The 15126-nt window shown below is 61.8% G+C and carries 15 protein-coding genes; 9 read left to right on the top strand and 6 right to left on the bottom strand.

Annotated elements, in window-relative coordinates:
- Positions 1 to 22 precede the first annotated feature (22 nt).
- A complete protein-coding gene (purB, locus tag KTAU_RS09075) occupies positions 23 to 1336 on the bottom strand; it encodes an adenylosuccinate lyase (RefSeq protein WP_151728080.1) in 1314 nt (437 codons plus the stop codon).
- A gap of 211 nt (positions 1337 to 1547) precedes the next feature.
- Here purB and KTAU_RS09070 point away from each other — a divergent pair, with 211 nt between their 5' ends.
- From KTAU_RS09070 to KTAU_RS09050, 5 genes are all read left to right on the top strand, one after another.
- Positions 1548 to 1778, top strand: coding sequence for a hypothetical protein (locus KTAU_RS09070; RefSeq protein ID WP_151728079.1), 231 nt, complete (start codon positions 1548 to 1550; stop codon positions 1776 to 1778).
- A 12-nt stretch (positions 1779 to 1790) separates the two neighbouring features.
- On the top strand, positions 1791 to 2012 hold the full coding sequence (gene rpmE / locus KTAU_RS09065; RefSeq protein WP_052889984.1) for a 50S ribosomal protein L31: 222 nt from the start codon (positions 1791 to 1793) through the stop codon (positions 2010 to 2012).
- Positions 2013 to 2294: 282 nt separating this feature from the next.
- Positions 2295 to 3629 carry an MGDG synthase family glycosyltransferase gene (locus KTAU_RS09060; RefSeq protein ID WP_151728078.1) on the top strand — a complete coding sequence of 445 codons (1335 nt, stop codon included), beginning with the start codon at positions 2295 to 2297 and terminating at the stop codon, positions 3627 to 3629.
- Positions 3626 to 4609 carry a DUF1385 domain-containing protein gene (locus tag KTAU_RS09055; protein WP_228026372.1) on the top strand — a complete coding sequence of 328 codons (984 nt, stop codon included), beginning with the start codon at positions 3626 to 3628 and terminating at the stop codon, positions 4607 to 4609. Before KTAU_RS09060 ends, KTAU_RS09055 begins: the two co-directional genes overlap by 4 nt.
- A 177-nt stretch (positions 4610 to 4786) precedes the next feature.
- Positions 4787 to 5518, top strand: coding sequence for a protein-tyrosine phosphatase family protein (locus KTAU_RS09050; protein WP_151728077.1), 732 nt, complete (start codon positions 4787 to 4789; stop codon positions 5516 to 5518).
- On the opposite strand, the gene KTAU_RS09045 is transcribed toward KTAU_RS09050, so the two are convergent.
- Positions 5455 to 6354, bottom strand: coding sequence for a Cof-type HAD-IIB family hydrolase (locus KTAU_RS09045; RefSeq protein WP_170293171.1), 900 nt, complete (start codon positions 6352 to 6354; stop codon positions 5455 to 5457). The two genes, KTAU_RS09050 and KTAU_RS09045, sit on opposite strands and share 64 nt — an antisense overlap.
- A gap of 374 nt (positions 6355 to 6728) precedes the next feature.
- Between KTAU_RS09045 and KTAU_RS09040 the strand changes: the two genes are divergently transcribed.
- A complete protein-coding gene (locus KTAU_RS09040) occupies positions 6729 to 8207 on the top strand; it encodes an HD domain-containing protein (protein ID WP_228026371.1) in 1479 nt (492 codons plus the stop codon).
- A gap of 66 nt (positions 8208 to 8273) precedes the next feature.
- Here KTAU_RS09040 and KTAU_RS09035 read toward each other — a convergent pair whose 3' ends face one another.
- A complete protein-coding gene (locus KTAU_RS09035) occupies positions 8274 to 9308 on the bottom strand; it encodes a tetratricopeptide repeat protein (RefSeq protein WP_151728075.1) in 1035 nt (344 codons plus the stop codon).
- Between the two features lie 436 nt (positions 9309 to 9744).
- Here KTAU_RS09035 and KTAU_RS09030 point away from each other — a divergent pair, with 436 nt between their 5' ends.
- Complete coding sequence (locus KTAU_RS09030) at positions 9745 to 11013, top strand: S1C family serine protease (RefSeq protein WP_151728074.1); 1269 nt, start codon at positions 9745 to 9747, stop codon at positions 11011 to 11013.
- 214 nt (positions 11014 to 11227) lie between these two features.
- On the opposite strand, the gene KTAU_RS09025 is transcribed toward KTAU_RS09030, so the two are convergent.
- Complete coding sequence (locus KTAU_RS09025) at positions 11228 to 12010, bottom strand: hypothetical protein (RefSeq protein ID WP_151728073.1); 783 nt, start codon at positions 12008 to 12010, stop codon at positions 11228 to 11230.
- 422 nt (positions 12011 to 12432) lie between these two features.
- Here KTAU_RS09025 and KTAU_RS09020 point away from each other — a divergent pair, with 422 nt between their 5' ends.
- Together KTAU_RS09020 and KTAU_RS09015 are read left to right on the top strand one after the other, a co-directional pair.
- The gene (locus KTAU_RS09020; RefSeq protein ID WP_151728072.1) at positions 12433 to 12648 is read left to right on the top strand and encodes a helix-turn-helix domain-containing protein; all 216 of its coding nucleotides are present in this window, start codon (positions 12433 to 12435) and stop codon (positions 12646 to 12648) included.
- A 144-nt stretch (positions 12649 to 12792) separates the two neighbouring features.
- A complete protein-coding gene (locus KTAU_RS09015) occupies positions 12793 to 13467 on the top strand; it encodes a TlpA family protein disulfide reductase (RefSeq protein WP_170293170.1) in 675 nt (224 codons plus the stop codon).
- A gap of 15 nt (positions 13468 to 13482) precedes the next feature.
- Here KTAU_RS09015 and KTAU_RS09010 read toward each other — a convergent pair whose 3' ends face one another.
- A complete protein-coding gene (locus KTAU_RS09010; protein WP_151728070.1) occupies positions 13483 to 14304 on the bottom strand; it encodes an anti-sigma factor family protein in 822 nt (273 codons plus the stop codon).
- Positions 14305 to 14429: 125 nt separating this feature from the next.
- Positions 14430 to 15056, bottom strand: a complete 627-nt coding sequence (locus tag KTAU_RS09005) for a sigma-70 family RNA polymerase sigma factor (RefSeq protein WP_151728069.1) — start codon at positions 15054 to 15056, stop codon at positions 14430 to 14432.
- Between the last annotated feature and the right edge of the window lie 70 nt (positions 15057 to 15126).

Genomic DNA, 15126 nt, shown 5'->3' with positions numbered 1-15126 from the left:
AAAGTGCCCGGTGCCTCCCTGCCTAAGATAATCCCAGACGTTGGAAGGCTGTGTCAATATAGGGAAGATAGTAATCGATCTGCATCACCTGCTGCAGCTCCTCGGGCGAGAGGTAGCGCGTCACCTCGGGGTCGCTGCTCAACGCCTCCAGGAGAGCCGGGCCGCGGATCGGGCCGTCACTGGCCAGGCGCCAGACCTTCTGAGCATTGCGCTGGACCATCTTGTAAGCCTCCTGGCGTCCGACCCCCTTATCGATCAGAGCCAGCAGCACCCGCTGCGAGAAGATCAGGCCGCCGGTCATCTGGAGATTGGCCTGCATGCGGCGCGTATCCACCTCCAGGCCGGCCATCACCTGGGTGAAAATATGGAGCATATAGTGCAGCAGCGTAAAAGCATCTGGTAGAATGATGCGCTCCGTCGAAGAATGACTGATATCGCGCTCGTGCCAAAGTGCCACATTCTCCAGCGCTGTCACCGCGAAGCCGCGCAGGACACGAGCCAGGCCACAGAGGCGCTCGCATAGCTCAGGATTGCGCTTATGCGGCATCGCCGACGATCCCTGCTGACCCGAGGCAAATGGTTCAAAGACCTCACCGACCTCGGTTCGCTGCAGATGACGGATCTCCTGGGCCATCTGTTCCAGGCAGGCGCCGACCAGCGCCATCGCCGTCATCAACTGAGCATGGCGGTCGCGTGTCACAATCTGGCTGGAGACTGGTGCTACCCCGATGCCCAGCTCAGAGCACACGAACTCCTCGATCTGCGGAGGAACCGTTGCATGCGTGCCCACTGCACCAGAAATCTTGCCAACAGCGGCCTCGGCCAGAGCGGCCTCCAGGCGCTGGCGGGCGCGGCGCAGCTCATCGACCCACAGCGCCAGCTTCAACCCAAAGGTTAGCGGCTCGGCATGGATACCATGCGTGCGCCCGACCATCAACGTATACTTATGGGTGAGAGCCTGCTGCTCGACCGTAGCCAGCAAGCGATCGAGGCTGGCCAGCAGCAACGCGCCGCCCTCCTTGATCTGCACGGCCAGCGTCGTATCCAGGATATCCGAAGACGTCAGGCCCAGATGGATAAAGCGCCCCTCTGGTCCCAGCTGCTCCTGGATCGAGCGCAGAAACGAGATCACGTCGTGGTGTGTCTCGCGCTCGATCTCGCGCATGCGCTCGGCATTGTAACTGGCCTGGCGGATCTTCTCCAGCGCCTCGGCAGGAATCACGCCTTCGCGCGCCCAGCCCTCGCAAACCAGCAGCTCCACACGTAACCACGTATCTGTTTTATACCGGTCCGACCAGATCGCGGCCATCTCCGGCAGGGTGTAGCGTTCGATCATTGGGCAAGTGCCTCCTCTGCTAACCGCTCTCACGGGCGGAAATAGATCACCTTGTCCAAGTGCAGTGTATCACATGAGCGAGTCGGAGCGCGCTGGCAGCCACGGGCTAGCAGCGACAGAAGCTATCGAGAGAATCGGGCATAAATCCTGCCAGATTTGTGTTACTATGATAAAATAGTCCCGGGTATCCATCCCCACGGCGCAAGACAGGGTGACCCATCCTGTCCGGGGGAAGGAGAGAGAAAGGGAAAGCTCCCCATCGGCGGGAGCGGGCTGGCAAGGGCTGGCCGCGGTCTCGCTAGCGCAGGAGAAGCCCCGTCAGATCGAGCGAGCGGGGCCGCCGCGCCTTGACGTACTCCATTCCTCTCGCTACAATCGTGTCGCTACAAGCGTACGCGATACCAGTGTGCTCGCCAATAATCCTACGTGTCAATACGACTAGGGAGTCTGTGTCATGAAGAAGGGGATTCATCCAACCTATGTCGAGGCCACAGTCGTCTGTTCCTGTGGCAATACCTTCCAGACCATGAGTGTCAAGCCGGTGCTCAAGGTCGACATCTGCTCAAAGTGCCATCCGTTCTTCACGGGTCAGCAGCGCATCCTCGATACGGCTGGCCGTGTGGAACGCTTCCGCAAGCGCTTTAACCTGCAGGAAGAAGAAGCAGCCATGAAGTGAGGACAGTTGGCAGATGGAACGGGCCGATCGCCTACCTACTACCGTTGCGCGCTCCGGTCTCATTTGACTCAGCTAGACTGAGCTGAACGGATCAGAGCCGCGCGGTTCCTGGGTAGGCGATCGGCTTTGCTATCTGCCGCCCTATCCGTGCACACGGTGTTATATCATGCAGGAGCAGCGGGAGCGAGTGCTGCTTGCTTCTCTGTTCCGGGCTATGCTATACTCGGCCTACCGGTTCCTGCCAGGGAGCCGGGCAGTGAACGGAAGGGGGAGCGTGCCCCAGTGAGTCAACGCTGTATTGTTTTTCTGATCTCTGATACGGGAGGAGGCCATCGTAGTGCGGCCCTGGCCATCAGCAGCGCCATTCAGCTGCTGCAGGAGCGCGCAGCGAGCAATGGAGACAGCGGGCGAGTAGAGCGAAGCGAGGCGGAAGCAACGGCGGATGCCCGGCCCGGCCAGGGCAATGGAGCTGATGCCGGGGCCGAATCAGGCGCAAGAGAGGCTGGTCCACAGCTCAAGCTTGAGATCGTTGAGGCCTTTGAGGAGTGTGGAGCCTTTCCCCTGCGCCAGTTTGCCAGGCTGTATGGCCCGGCCAGTCGTTACACGCCTGGCCTCTATGGGCTGATCTTCCATCTTTCCAACCATCCCGGGCGCATCAACGAAGTGCAGCACTTTCTCAGCCCTCTCATGCTCAAGGGACTGGAGCGGCGCCTCAGCGAGCTGCGACCTGACGTCATTGTCTCAGTTCATCCTTTGCTCAACTATGTCACTGTGGCCGCGCTGCGGCATCTGGCGCGCCCAGTGCCCTTCCTTGTCGTTGTCACCGATCTCATCTCTGCTCATCATTCCTGGTTTACTGAAGGCGCCACAGCCTACGTCGTTCCCACCGAAGAGACCAGGCAGCTCTATCTGGCGCGTGGGCTGGACCCGGAGCGTGTCCATCTCCTCGGCATGCCGATTCACCCGCGCTTTACCCTGCCCGTAGCCAGCCGCGAAGAGCTGCGGGCGCAGCTTGGACTGGAGCCGGAGCGTCCGGTCGTGCTGCTGGTTGGAGGAGGCGAGGGCAGCGGCGGCCTGCGCACCGCGGTTGAAGCCATCTCCCAGGCGCGGCTACCGGTGCAGCTGCTGGTTGTCACAGGGCGCAATCGGCGTCTCTATACGCAGCTGCAGAGAGAGCAGAGAAAGTGGCAGGTGCCCGCCAAAATCATGGGCTTTGTAACCAATATGCCCGAACTGATGCATGCTTCTGATGTCATTGTCACCAAGGCTGGCCCGGGCACCATTTGCGAGGCTCTGTCCTGTAACCTGCCCATCATCCTCAGCGGCTACGTTCCTGGCCAAGAGGAGGGCAACGTCACTTTCGTCGAGCGCAACGGTGTTGGAGTCCTGGCGCGGGAGCCGCACCAGCTGGTGCGGGCGCTGCAAGAGTTGCTGGAACCGGGATCGACTCTTCTGCAGCAGCGAATCGAGAGCGCACGGCGCCTGAGCCGTCCGCAGGCGGCCTTTGACATCGCCCGCCTCATTCTCAGCTACCTACCGCCTCCAGGCCAGCCTGGTCCCTGGGAAGAGCGGCAGGCTGTGACCCAGGTTGCTACTGCCAAAGTGAAGGGAAGATGATGGCCAAGCGCTTCAAAGCGAGTTTCTCCAAATTTTACTACGGTGGACAGGCCGTCATGGAGGGCGTCATGATGCGCGGACGCACTTCGGTCGCGATGGCTGTGCGCCGCCCTGACGGCAGTATCTACCTCTACGAGGAGCCGCTGCAGCCGCGGCTCTATCGCAATCCCCTGTTTCGTCTTCCGTTTCTGCGAGGCCTCTTGCTCCTGTGGGAGACGCTGGTGCTGGGGACGCGCATGATGGCGCTCTCGACCAACATAGCGCTGGGACTGGAGGAGTCGGCGAGGAATGGCGAGGCTGCTGGGGAGCAGAAGCCAGCGCGAGCTGGGGGGGTGACTCTGGCCGGTACGCTGGTGATCTCGCTCGGCTTCGCCATCGCGCTCTTCTTCTTGCTACCGGTCTTTCTGGCCGGTCTGGTACCGCTGCCTCCTGGGAGCAGCTGGCTTAATCTCTTGCTGGAGGGGCTGATCCGCCTGGTGCTTCTCATCGGCTATTTGCTCCTGATCGGGCGCCTGGCTGAGATTCAGCGCGTCTTCGGCTACCACGGGGCTGAGCATAAGGCCATCAATGCGATGGAGCAGGGAGAGCCGCTCGATGTGCTCCACGTACGCACCGCCTCGCGGGTGCACACGCGCTGCGGCACCGGTTTCCTGCTCCTGGTCGTCGTTGTCTCAATCGTGGTCTTTGCCCTGCTTGGCTTCCCCTCCCTCTGGTTGCGGCTTCTTTCGCGCGTGCTGCTTGTGCCTGTCATCGCGTCGGTTGCCTACGAACTGCTGCGTCTGGGGGCGGCTTGCTACCATCTGGCGCCGGTACGCTTTCTCTTAACTCCTAGTCTGGCGCTTCAGGGTTTGACGACGCGCGAGCCTGATGATAGCATGATAGAGTGTGCAATCGTGGCGCTAGAGCGCGTTATGCAGCGCGACGCTGCCGAAGAGCGAGGACAGACTGCTGACTTGCCACCGTTAGTGGCCTCGTTCTAGTCCAGGCGCTGCGTCTGGCCTGATTGGTCCAGGTCCAGGTACCGAGGAGGCTCTGACTGCCGCTGGTGATCGGGGCGTCGCGCAGGAGGGCTGCGGTGGAAGGAGACGGGATGAGGAGGCGGGGTGAGGCGATACGGACGAAAATGAAGATGAGGGGGGCATTTCTTAATAGAGAGCATGGAGCACAAGCAGACGAGCGAACAGCTAAAAGAAGGCTATAGACCGCAGCAGCCGCTCGTGGGGAATCCTGTCTACGCTGATCCGCCGGCGCCAACGGTGGCCGCGACCCCGGAGACCGGTGAGGCCCCACGTCTCCAGTTCTCGCGCTGGCGCTGGGCCTTGACCGGGGTTGTCCGCGTCCTCTATCGTCGCTGGACGCGCATTGCGGCTCGTCTCTTCCCGGAGAACTCGCCGAGCGAGCGGCTGGCGCGTGCCCTGCATATTCCTCTCCCTGATCAGCTCAACCTGAGTTGGATCACGGATCAGCTGGCAGTCGGGGGGCGTATCCACCCGCAGGACATCAAGGCGCTGGCGCGTCTGGGCGTCACCCATGTCGTCGATACACGTGCCGAGTATGTCGATGATCGCCAGGCCCTGGCCAGGGTTGGCATTGAACTGCTCCATTTGCCCACGCCCGATACGCAGCCGCTCTCGCTAGAGCAGCTGCTAGAGGGGGCCCGCTGGGTCAACGAGCGCATCCAGCGCGGCGGGCGTGTGCTCGTCCATTGTGAGCATGGGGTAGGTCGCAGCGCCCTGCTGGCCTGCGCCGTTCTCGTTGATGGGGGCATGCATGCGCGCGATGCCCTGGCGCTGGTGCAGCAGCGGCGCTGGCAGGCGGCCCCGAATCACAAGCAAGTCGAGCGACTGCGCGAATTCGAATCGCTGGTGCGGGCCGCGCGGAGCAAGTAGCGCTCGATGGCGTAGGCCACACCATCCTCGCTATTGCTGGTGGTTGTTGCGCGTGCGGCCTGCTTGACTGCGGCGCTGGCCTGACCCATCGCGATCCCGAGGCCGACCCGCGAGAGCATGCCGATATCGTTCTCGTTGTCGCCGATGGCCATGACCTCGGTCAGCGGGATGTGCAGCAAGTCGGCCAAGGCGGCCACCGCAGTGGCCTTAGAGCAGCCGGCGCGCAACAGGGACAGCTCGCCGCACTGGTAGTTGCCGCGCTCCAACAGAAGCCAGGAGCAGTCAAGCGCGGCCACGGCTGGCGCCAGCAGGCGGAGCCGCTCCGGGGCCTCCAGGGCCACCAGGCGCAGCACTGGTTTGCTTAGCCTCAGCAGCTGCTCACGCGGCAGCCGATGCAACTCGGCGGCGTGGACCGTAAAGTAAATTTGTTGCCAGGGGGAATCCAGCTCGACGGGGCCGGTCCATACTTCCTCGTGCAGAGGGTCGCCGAGTGGTTGGATCACCGGCTGCAAGCCTTCGGCCAGGAGGAGCGAGATGCCCTGTTGGGCAACCTGGTCCGGTAGCGGGTTGCTATAGAGGACGCGCCCGCTGGGATGCTCAACGATCAGGGCGCCGTCGTAGAGGATCAGCGGCGCGGTTAAGGCCAGCTCGTGCGCGATACTGGCGGTGTTGCCGTAGCGGCGGGCAGTGGCCAGGGTCACGATGACGCCAGCAGCCCGGGCCTCGGCAATGGCGGCACGCGTCCCCTCCGTAATCTCGCCCCCGGGCGTCAGCAGCGTGCCGTCGATATCGATCACCAGCAGCTTGCAGGTTGGTTGAGCTGGTGGCGTGGTCATCAATGCTTGTTCTCCCTCTTTCCACATATTCCAGAGACAGATAGAACAATGGGTGTGGGCAGGAAAGCGCAACACAAATGAGAAAGCGACGGGAATAAAGCGCCCGTCGCTTGCACAGCACGCTGTCTGGCTTCCCTGAAAGATAGACTTATTATAGGCGCCGCTCTGAGGGAATGCAAGCACAGGGGGCCATTGCTAGGGCAAGAGTACTGGCCCGTCTGGCAGGGTTGCCGCGCCTTCCTCCCCTCACTGCTTGCCGGGCTGGCTGGTCCTTTGCCGATCCTGCCAGGCACATAGCCAGCCAGCTAGAGTGAGGCAGGCTATGACAGGGTGAGGGCTGGCTCTCCTGGCCAGGAAGCTGGTAGAATCGAAGCATGAGCATGAAGGAGCAAGCAACAGATTCGCTCGCACTTGAGCGTCAAGGAGCGCTGGCGGAGGCGGAGGAAGCGGAGCCGCTGGAGGGGCTGGAGGTGGCGCAGCCGGGCATGTGGCAGCCCTGGCGTGATCGTCGTGGCCTACCGCTCCTACCCGACGAAGAACCCGTCAGCACCGTGCGCGATAGCCTCTATGATCTGATCCCTCTCGGTCCGCGCGAAATCAAGCTGATCGGCAGCGCCCCCTTCTTGCGTCTACAGAAGGTCAAGCAGTTGGGCTTTGTCTATCGCATCTGGCCGGGGGCGACGCATACACGCTATGAGCACAGCCTGGGTTGCTACCATCTGGCCGTGCGCGCCGTGCGGGCACTACTGCAGCGCGGCAGCAACGGTGGTCTCTACGGCGTCTCCCTTAAGAGTGTACAGACGCTCATTGTGGCGGCCCTGCTCCACGATATCGGACACTATCCGTTTTCCCACGTCATTGAGGAGCTGGGTCATCCGATCATTGCCCATGAGCGCGTCGGGCGCTCGATTATTGAGAATAGCGAGATCGCTGCGATCCTGGAAGAAGAGTACCAGCTCTCTCCCGAGCGTGTGGCGGACTTTATTGATCCGCCGCCGGGCAAGCGCTTGCCCGAGGATGACGAGCTGCTACGCAGTCTGCTGAGCGGGGCCCTGGATGTCGACAAACTGGACTATCTCCCACGAGATGCGCGGGCCTGCAATGTGCCCTATGGAGGCGTCGATGTGGCGCGGCTGCAGGGGGCGCTGCGTGTCCATCCCAATGTTCAGGGACAGCGGCGCATCGTGGTGACGCATAAGGGGATTAGTCCACTACATTCGTTGCTGCACGCCCGTCAGGAGATGTTTGACAATATCTATTGGCATCATACCAATCGTGCCTTTCAGGTCATGCTGATGCGGGCCGTGCAGGAGGCGCTCCTGGCGGGGGCACTGAGCGCCGAGCGGTTGACCGGACTAGACGACGCCTCCCTGCTGACTTTGCTGGCTGAGCCACAGATGCCGCCAGCCTCGCGGGCACTGACGGAAGCTCTGGAGCTGCGTCGACCCTATAAAGATGCGCTGGAGATCAGCCGCCCGGCGGGTCAGCTCTTCCAGCGTCTGGATGCTCTCTACTGGGATGCTCAGCGCCGTCGGCGCGTTGAGCAGGCTCTGGCAGCAGAGTTAGCGCGGGCTTTGGGGACAGAAATCGCCGACTATGAGGTGCTGATCGATATCCCGCGCCCGGTCAATTGGGAGATGGATGTCTGGGTCTGGTTCGCCAATCCGCCGGTGGGAATGGAGGCCCTGGTGACCTGGGTTGAGGCGACGGGCCTGCAGCCAGATGATCTGGCGCGCTACGAGCTCCATCAGCGGCGCATTCGGGTGTTGGTGCCTGAGCGTCTGCGAGCGCCGCTGCGCGCCCATCGCCAGGATCTGCTGCTCCCCCTGCTGCAGCGACTGCTGGCGATGTAGTCGAGTAAGAGCAGCCTGAGCAGCTGGGGCGCCTGACGACCTGCACTGAGAGCCGGAAACAGCCGCTCAGCGCAGGCGACGCTCCTTGTGCTGGTACATCAGGCGGACGGCTTTTTCATGGATGCGCTGAGCCGGGCGATAATCGGGGGCCAGCTGCAAGGCGTAGCTGGCGACGCGCGCCGCCTCGCGGTAGCGGCCCAGGCGATAAAGATTATCGGCCTTGATGGTCCAGAAGCGCACATTATGCGGATCAAGCTCCAGCACGCGCTCGATGGCCTCGATGGCTTCCTCGAAGCGTCCCAGGCTGCGCAAGGCCCGCATATGCATCTCCCAGGCCAGCAGACTGCCAGGGGTCAGGTGTGTCAACTGGCTGGTGACCTCGAACAGCTCTTCCATCTCGCCGAGGGCGCGCAGGGCCTGAGCCAGCAACGACAACGAGAGAGGATCATTCGGGGCGAGCTGCAGAGCGCGGTGCATCAGTTCGCGCACTTCCTGGGGGCGGCCCAGGCGCCGTAGCAGCTCGCCTTTCATCTGAAGAACAAAGAGATAGTCGGGGTCGCGGGCCAGGCTTTGGTTGAAGGCTTCGAGGGCCTCGGAAAGCCGATTGAGATTGAGCAAGGCCGTGCCCTTGTTGGCCCAGGCGCGGGCATCATTGGGATCAAGCTCCAGCGCGCGCTCGGCGCTGCGCAGGGCCTCGGGAAAGCGCTGCTGGAGGATTTGCAGGCCGCTGCGGTTGAGCCAGGCGAGCGCCAGGTGATGATTGAGCAGCAGGGCCTGATCATTGGCGATCGTGGCCTCGGAGAGGCGCTCCAGCTTTTGCAGAGCACGCGCCTTACATGCCAGGGCCAGGGCAGAATGAGGCTGCAGCTCCAAGGCCTGCTCGCTGACGGCCAGCATCTGCTCATAGGCTCCGCTGCCATCGAGGGCGAGGGCCAGCCCGGCTAAGGCCTCCTCATCTTCAGGGTTGAGCGCCAGCAGTTGCTGATAGCTGGCAGCGGCGGCCTGCCAGTTACGGCGCTGGAGCTGTTCTCTGGCCTCATAACAGAGGTCCTCGACTGTTGAATGCCTTTGTCCCCCTTGGGGTGTTTGCTTCTCTGCCATTCCTTTTCTGCCTTGGAGGCTGCCTCTTCTCTGTCCTGCAAGCAGAGTGCGCAGCCTCGCTATCTGTAGGTACCATTATCTCATGAGAAGGAGCGTCCGGGCAAGAGGGGTCTCCGTCACTGCTTGCGCTCTAAGCCTGTTGCCGGCTTACAAATCCTTTACACATCTCTGAGGAATCTCTGACGATCTCCCGCTATAGTACAGGCAGAAACACAAAGGTGCGAACCCGGTTGTGTGCGATATCATCCTCTTTAGAGTACATAGTAGAGGCAGCGTGGCCGGGGACCGCCTGATCGACGGCCCGGTGCGCACGAAGCGACGAATGAGCAAGCTTCGTGCCCTGTTTAGCCTGCCCACTGTCTCGCCGGGGACCTTCTCTTTAGTAGTATTATAGAAAGCAGTGTCGGGAGAGAGTATCGACGGAGGTTGCAGGCTCATGTATAATCCGCACGCAGAAGACGAAGCAGGGATGACCGATCCCTACAATCAGCAGGTAGTGGCTGCTCAATATCATCCAGGTGAGAGCGCAGCGGGAACGGGCGGCCCGTATTATGGAGGAGGCGGACCGCTTGTGCCACCGGCGTCGCCGCCTCGACGCGGTTCCTCGTTCCGCGCTGTGCTGATCACCCTGGTCCTGGCCGTGGTCTTCGGTGGACTGCTCTTCGCCGCCGGCTGGGAGTTTGGCAATGCCAACGGTGTTGCCTCGGCGACGTTGCAGACGGGCAGCAGTAACAGCGCTCCAACCACCAAGGTGGTGACGACCGACGAGCAGGCGCGAGAGGCCGCCATTGCCAAGGTCCAGCCTGCTGTGGTGCAGATCAATGTCTCGACGGCCTCGGGCGCTTCGGGCATCGGCTCCGGCGTTGTGATTGACAAGCGTGGCTACATCGTGACCAACTACCATGTGGTGGAGAACGCCCAGCAGATTGAGGTCGTGATGGCCGATGGCACCCACCTGACAGCCCAGGTAGCCGGCACTGATCCCGCCGATGATCTGGCGGTAGTCAAGATCAATCCGCCAAGCAACATCACCGTTGCCACCTTGGGCGACTCTTCGAAGTTGCAGGTGGGGCAGGAAGTGCTTGCCATTGGGAACCCTCTCGGCGAGACGCAGACGGTGACCCACGGCATCATCAGCGCGCTGGGTCGCACAGTCTCTGAGGAGGGCCAGGGAACAGCGGTGATCGCCAACGCTATTCAGACCGATGCCCCGATCAACCCGGGCAATAGCGGCGGAGCGCTGGTCGATCTCTCGGGCAATGTCATTGGTATCCCAACGGTGGCGGCTATTGATCCCGAGTTCAATACACCGGCCAACGGCGTCGGTTTTGCCATTCCTTCGAATCGGGTGCGCTTCATTGTACAGCAGATTATTGCAACAGGGCAGGTGACGCATACGGGGCGGGCGGCCCTGGGTGTGCGGGTGGCCTCAGTCACACCCCAGTTGGCCGCTCAGGATAATCTGCCCGTTGACTATGGCTCCTTGATCGTCTCAGTCACGGCCAATGGGCCAGCGGCCCGCGCAGGCCTGCGGGCGGGCGATATCATCGTCGCTATCGATGGCCAGAAAGTCACCGATAACCAAACGCTCAGCGATATCCTGGTGAATAAGAGTCCTGGCCAGACCGCCAAGGTAACGGTCTACCGTGGCAACCAACAGCTAACAGTCACCGTGACCCTGGGCGAGCTGCAGGCCGGCAGCTAGGCTGAGTTGAGCTGAGCCTGAGCTGGGGCCGCATCTGGTTCCCGGGCCAGCCTAATGCTCCGGCTCGGCAGCCATCCTGTGGAGTGCAGACGGTAGGGAGCAGGCGAGAGGTTGAGAGCCTCTCTCTCGCTTGCTCCCTCCTTGTGTTTTGTTTGCTCAGCAAGAGCAGACAGACAGACAGACGGATCGGTGGCGAGTTGGCCAAGGCGCTACGCTAAGATGAGACTGGTTGCTGACTGGAGACCGAGACTTCAGGTGTAGCAGTGCTGGCCGGCGCTGGCTGACGGGGTCGGCGCCCGGTGAGCAGGACACCGCAGAAGAAGATAATCCAGCCCAGGGCCATAAAGAGCCAGAAAGTGCTTTCCAGTCCCATGAAGCGCGCGAAGCTGCCAGCGGCAGCGTTGAACAGCTCCCCAACCAGTATCAGAATGTTGCCCCAAAAGATGTTGCTGGTCTGCAGGCCGCGGATCGAAGGCTGGCGCCGTAGCAGCTTCCAGAGCGAGTAAAGCAGCACGCCGACGACAGCCACTACGCCAGCGGTGTTCAGGATGATAATAGTAGCGACGCCCGCGCCGAGCTGGAGGACGCCGCGCCCCGAGCTGCCAATGACATGGCTGAGGGCTTGCTGATCAACACCTGCCGTGGCCAATGAGATGATGGCCAGCAGACTAACGAGGGCGAGCGCAATCAGACAGGCCAGAGTCACGCGCCGGCTGCTGACGAGCGCGATGCTACCCAGGCCGAGCCAGGCTGAGGTCAGAGCAGCGCCTAGTATATAGTAGATACGGAAGAGGATGATTCCCAAGGCACTTGTCGGCTGCGCGGGAATCATCAGGACGTAGGCCAGCGTGGCGACGAAGGCCATCGCCAGCGCCAGGGACCAGTAGAGCTGATGGGGCCGATGACGTTGCAGATATTGGGCAAGGACGACGCCAGCAAAGGCGGCGGTGACGATGACATTAACGATGGCAAAGCTTACTAGAAGAACTGTCTCCATAGATGGCCTCCCGCAGGCAGTGCCCCATTGAGAGCGGTGAACCCTGCAAAAGCTTGATCGGATCGTGTAGATTATACAAAAACCTATGCAAACTTGCACTGTCTGCCGCCTGCCCTCCCTCCCCGCTTGCTGGTCTGCCCGCCGACCTTCTGTGAGCTGGCTGTGCGGCTGGCGGGCGCTCTTCCCTGGCTGCCTTACCTGTTCGCTACTGTGGAGGCGCGTGTTGGCCGCCTGGTCCTACCGGATGCGTTCAGCCAGGCTCTCGGCTTCGCTCCGGGTTATCCTATCGCAGGTCTCCCTTATGATATTCCAGATCTGGAATATCAGATCAGAATTTCTCATGAACAATATCACGAGTGACATACCTTTTTTAAGAGATCTCCCCTGTATATCAAGGCAGATTTGCACACGAGAAAGGCCCTATGGTTCGTCTGGAAGCCAAAGAGATCCTGGCGCAGCGTGGCATCAGCATGAGCAAGCTCTCGAAGATGTCGGATGTCTCCTTTAGCCCCATTAACCGAATCTGCAATGATCCGAGCTATAGCCCAACGGTACACACGCTAGAGCAGCTAGCAAAAGCGCTAGGGCTGCATGTCGCGGATCTGCTAGAAGAGGTGCCGGACCCGCCGCAGGAGTGAGCGGGTCGCGAGGGAGGGGAAGGAGGAGCCTGGTGGTGGTGTCAGGACTTGCACGAGGGGAGTGGTCCGGCCTATAGTATGGGATAGATCTAGATGGGTGATCCTCCTGAGCGGAGCGCATCAGACCCTCGCAAGGTTGAAAGCATGGCACAGAAACGAGGAGTTCTTAGCAAGGAGCAGACAGAGAGACAACTGGTGCGCGAGCAGCGACGTGAATTTGAAGCCGAGCTAGCCGCCCACTATGAGCAGCAGGTGGGGAGGCCACGTGACCGGCGGCGCCTGATTTTTATGGGGGTGCTGGTCCTGGTGGTCCTGCTGGCTGGAGGCTACATTGTCCTGACTCTCCTGCCTGCCCCGGCCCAGACGCCGACCCCGGGCATTGCCGTTGGGCAGCCGGCGCCGGACTTCACCCTGCCCGTCTATGGTGGGAGCGGTGGCCCGACCGTCAGCCTCAAAGCTCTGCGTGGCCATCCGGTCGTCATCAACTTCTGGTCGGAATCCTGCGACCCCTGTCGGAGCGAAGTACCGCTACTCCAGCGCACCTATGAACAATATGGAGCGCACGGCGCCTTTGTCCTGTTAGGCATCAACCAGGCTGATCCTAAAGAAGACATCGCCAGCTTTGGGCGAGCCTTCAAGGTCACCTATCCCTTGCTCTTTGACGTCGGCGGCAACGTTAACGCCGCTTACCATATCACAGCCATCCCAACTACCTACTTTATTGATCGCCAGGGCATCGTCCGTGCCGTAGCCATTACCGAACTCACCGAGCAGAGTCTGCGCCAGGGCCTGGCCGACATCGGAGTTCAGCTTCCCTGAAGCCTGAGACTCTGCCTAATGAGCTGTCTGGCTGTTGGCCTCATCTCGATCGTGGCCGGGCCAGGAGGGCGAGCGGGCTTTACGCGTCATCAGCAGGCCGACCAGAGCGACGATCAACAGCAGGCCGCCCAGCAGCAGGCGTCCCACAGGGGCGCTCAGTGCCGCTCCCAGGAGAGCAGCGAGGTGGTGATCCGGCTGCTTCTCGGCAGTGTGGCTGGCGGATGCGGGTGTCGCCGTCAAGCCTGGTCGCACCCCGCGCGGCTCCGTCGTTGAGGCGGCGGGCGTACTAACGGGGTGGCCCTGCTGAGCAAAAGGTGGAGTAACGGAGGCCTCCACTGCCTTCTGGACCGCCATGCTCATGCTGCTCGAAGAGCCTTCTCTCAACGAGGTCAGTAACCCAGAGAGCAGCAGCGCCAGAGCGATCACCGCCGCTAGAGCGCTGAGGACCTGTACAAAGCGGCGCAGATTCTGGCGTCTTGCGCCAGCTCCGCCTGTGGGCCGTAACTGATGCGTCTGAGGCGAGAGCACTGAGGGAGCTGAGAGAGCGACAGGCTCCTCTGCTGCCGCCGGTGCATCAGAAGCGACGCTCTCCGGCCTTTCGAGCGTGGAGGAGGCGCGCAGCAGCTCAGGAGTCAAAGTAAAAGTGCGCGGTGGCGTGGCGCGCGGCAGCGCTCGCAGCAGATCGCGCGTCAGGCGCAGGCTTGCCAACTCTGAGCGGCATGACGCACAGTGGGGCAAGTGAGCAGCGCAGAACGCCTCTTCCTCGACAGAGAGGGCCCCGTCCAGATAGGCCGAAAGCTGCTCAAGTGTCGGATGCTCCTGATGATCCTGTGCCACGACTCTCTCACTCCAGTGCCAGAAGAATGCCCCTCTGCGGACAAGCCTGCCTCGCAGTGGCGCTGCCCCCTTCCTCTTCTCCTCTGCAGCACACCTGCCGGGACGTCGTGTAGAGACAGCACCTCTTAGGGTGAACGAAACTGGCGCGGCAAAAGTTCCTGATAGCGAGCCAGGTAGGTCCGCAGACGGGCGCGGCCTCGTGCGATACGCGAGCGTACCGTCCCGAGCGTCGTATGTGTTACCGCCGCGATCTCCTCGTAGGGGAGTCCCTCGATATCGCAGAGGATCACCGCCAGGCGTTGCTCGGGGGGAAGCTCGGCGAGGCCGCGCTGGATTAGCTCCTGTAGCTCCTGATGGAGCAAGTACAGCTCGGGATTGGCCTCCAGAGCTGGTGATGCCAGCTGAGCCAGGGTGGCCGGCGACTGCGGATCGTCCTCGTCACGGGCCGCCTCCAACGATTCATTGGGGTGACGGCGTTGGCGGCGCCAGTGATCGTAGATCAGGTTGGTGGTGATACGCAACAGCCAGGAGCGAAAAGCCGTCCCGCCGCGGAAAGTCGCCAGATGGCGGAAAGCCGCAAGAAAGGTGTCCTGCGTAATATCGGCGGCGAGATCCGCATCGCCCAGCATGCGCAGAGCCACATTATAGACGCTGGACTGGTAGCGCAGGACCAACTCGTTAAAGGCGTTCACATCGCCGCTCTGACTCCGGGCGAGCAGCTCCCCCTCATCTGCGTCTGGCCGTGCGTGCATCAAGCAGCCTCTCCTCCTGGTCAGATCTCCTCCAGTGTAGCATAAAAAGGCAACAGCGACTACATCTCCT

It is taken from the genome of Thermogemmatispora aurantia (assembly GCF_008974285.1).
GTDB lineage: Bacteria > Chloroflexota > Ktedonobacteria > Ktedonobacterales > Ktedonobacteraceae > Thermogemmatispora > Thermogemmatispora aurantia.
The sequence above is the reverse complement of the archived record's forward strand: the minus strand, read 5'-3'. Positions and strand labels throughout refer to the sequence as shown.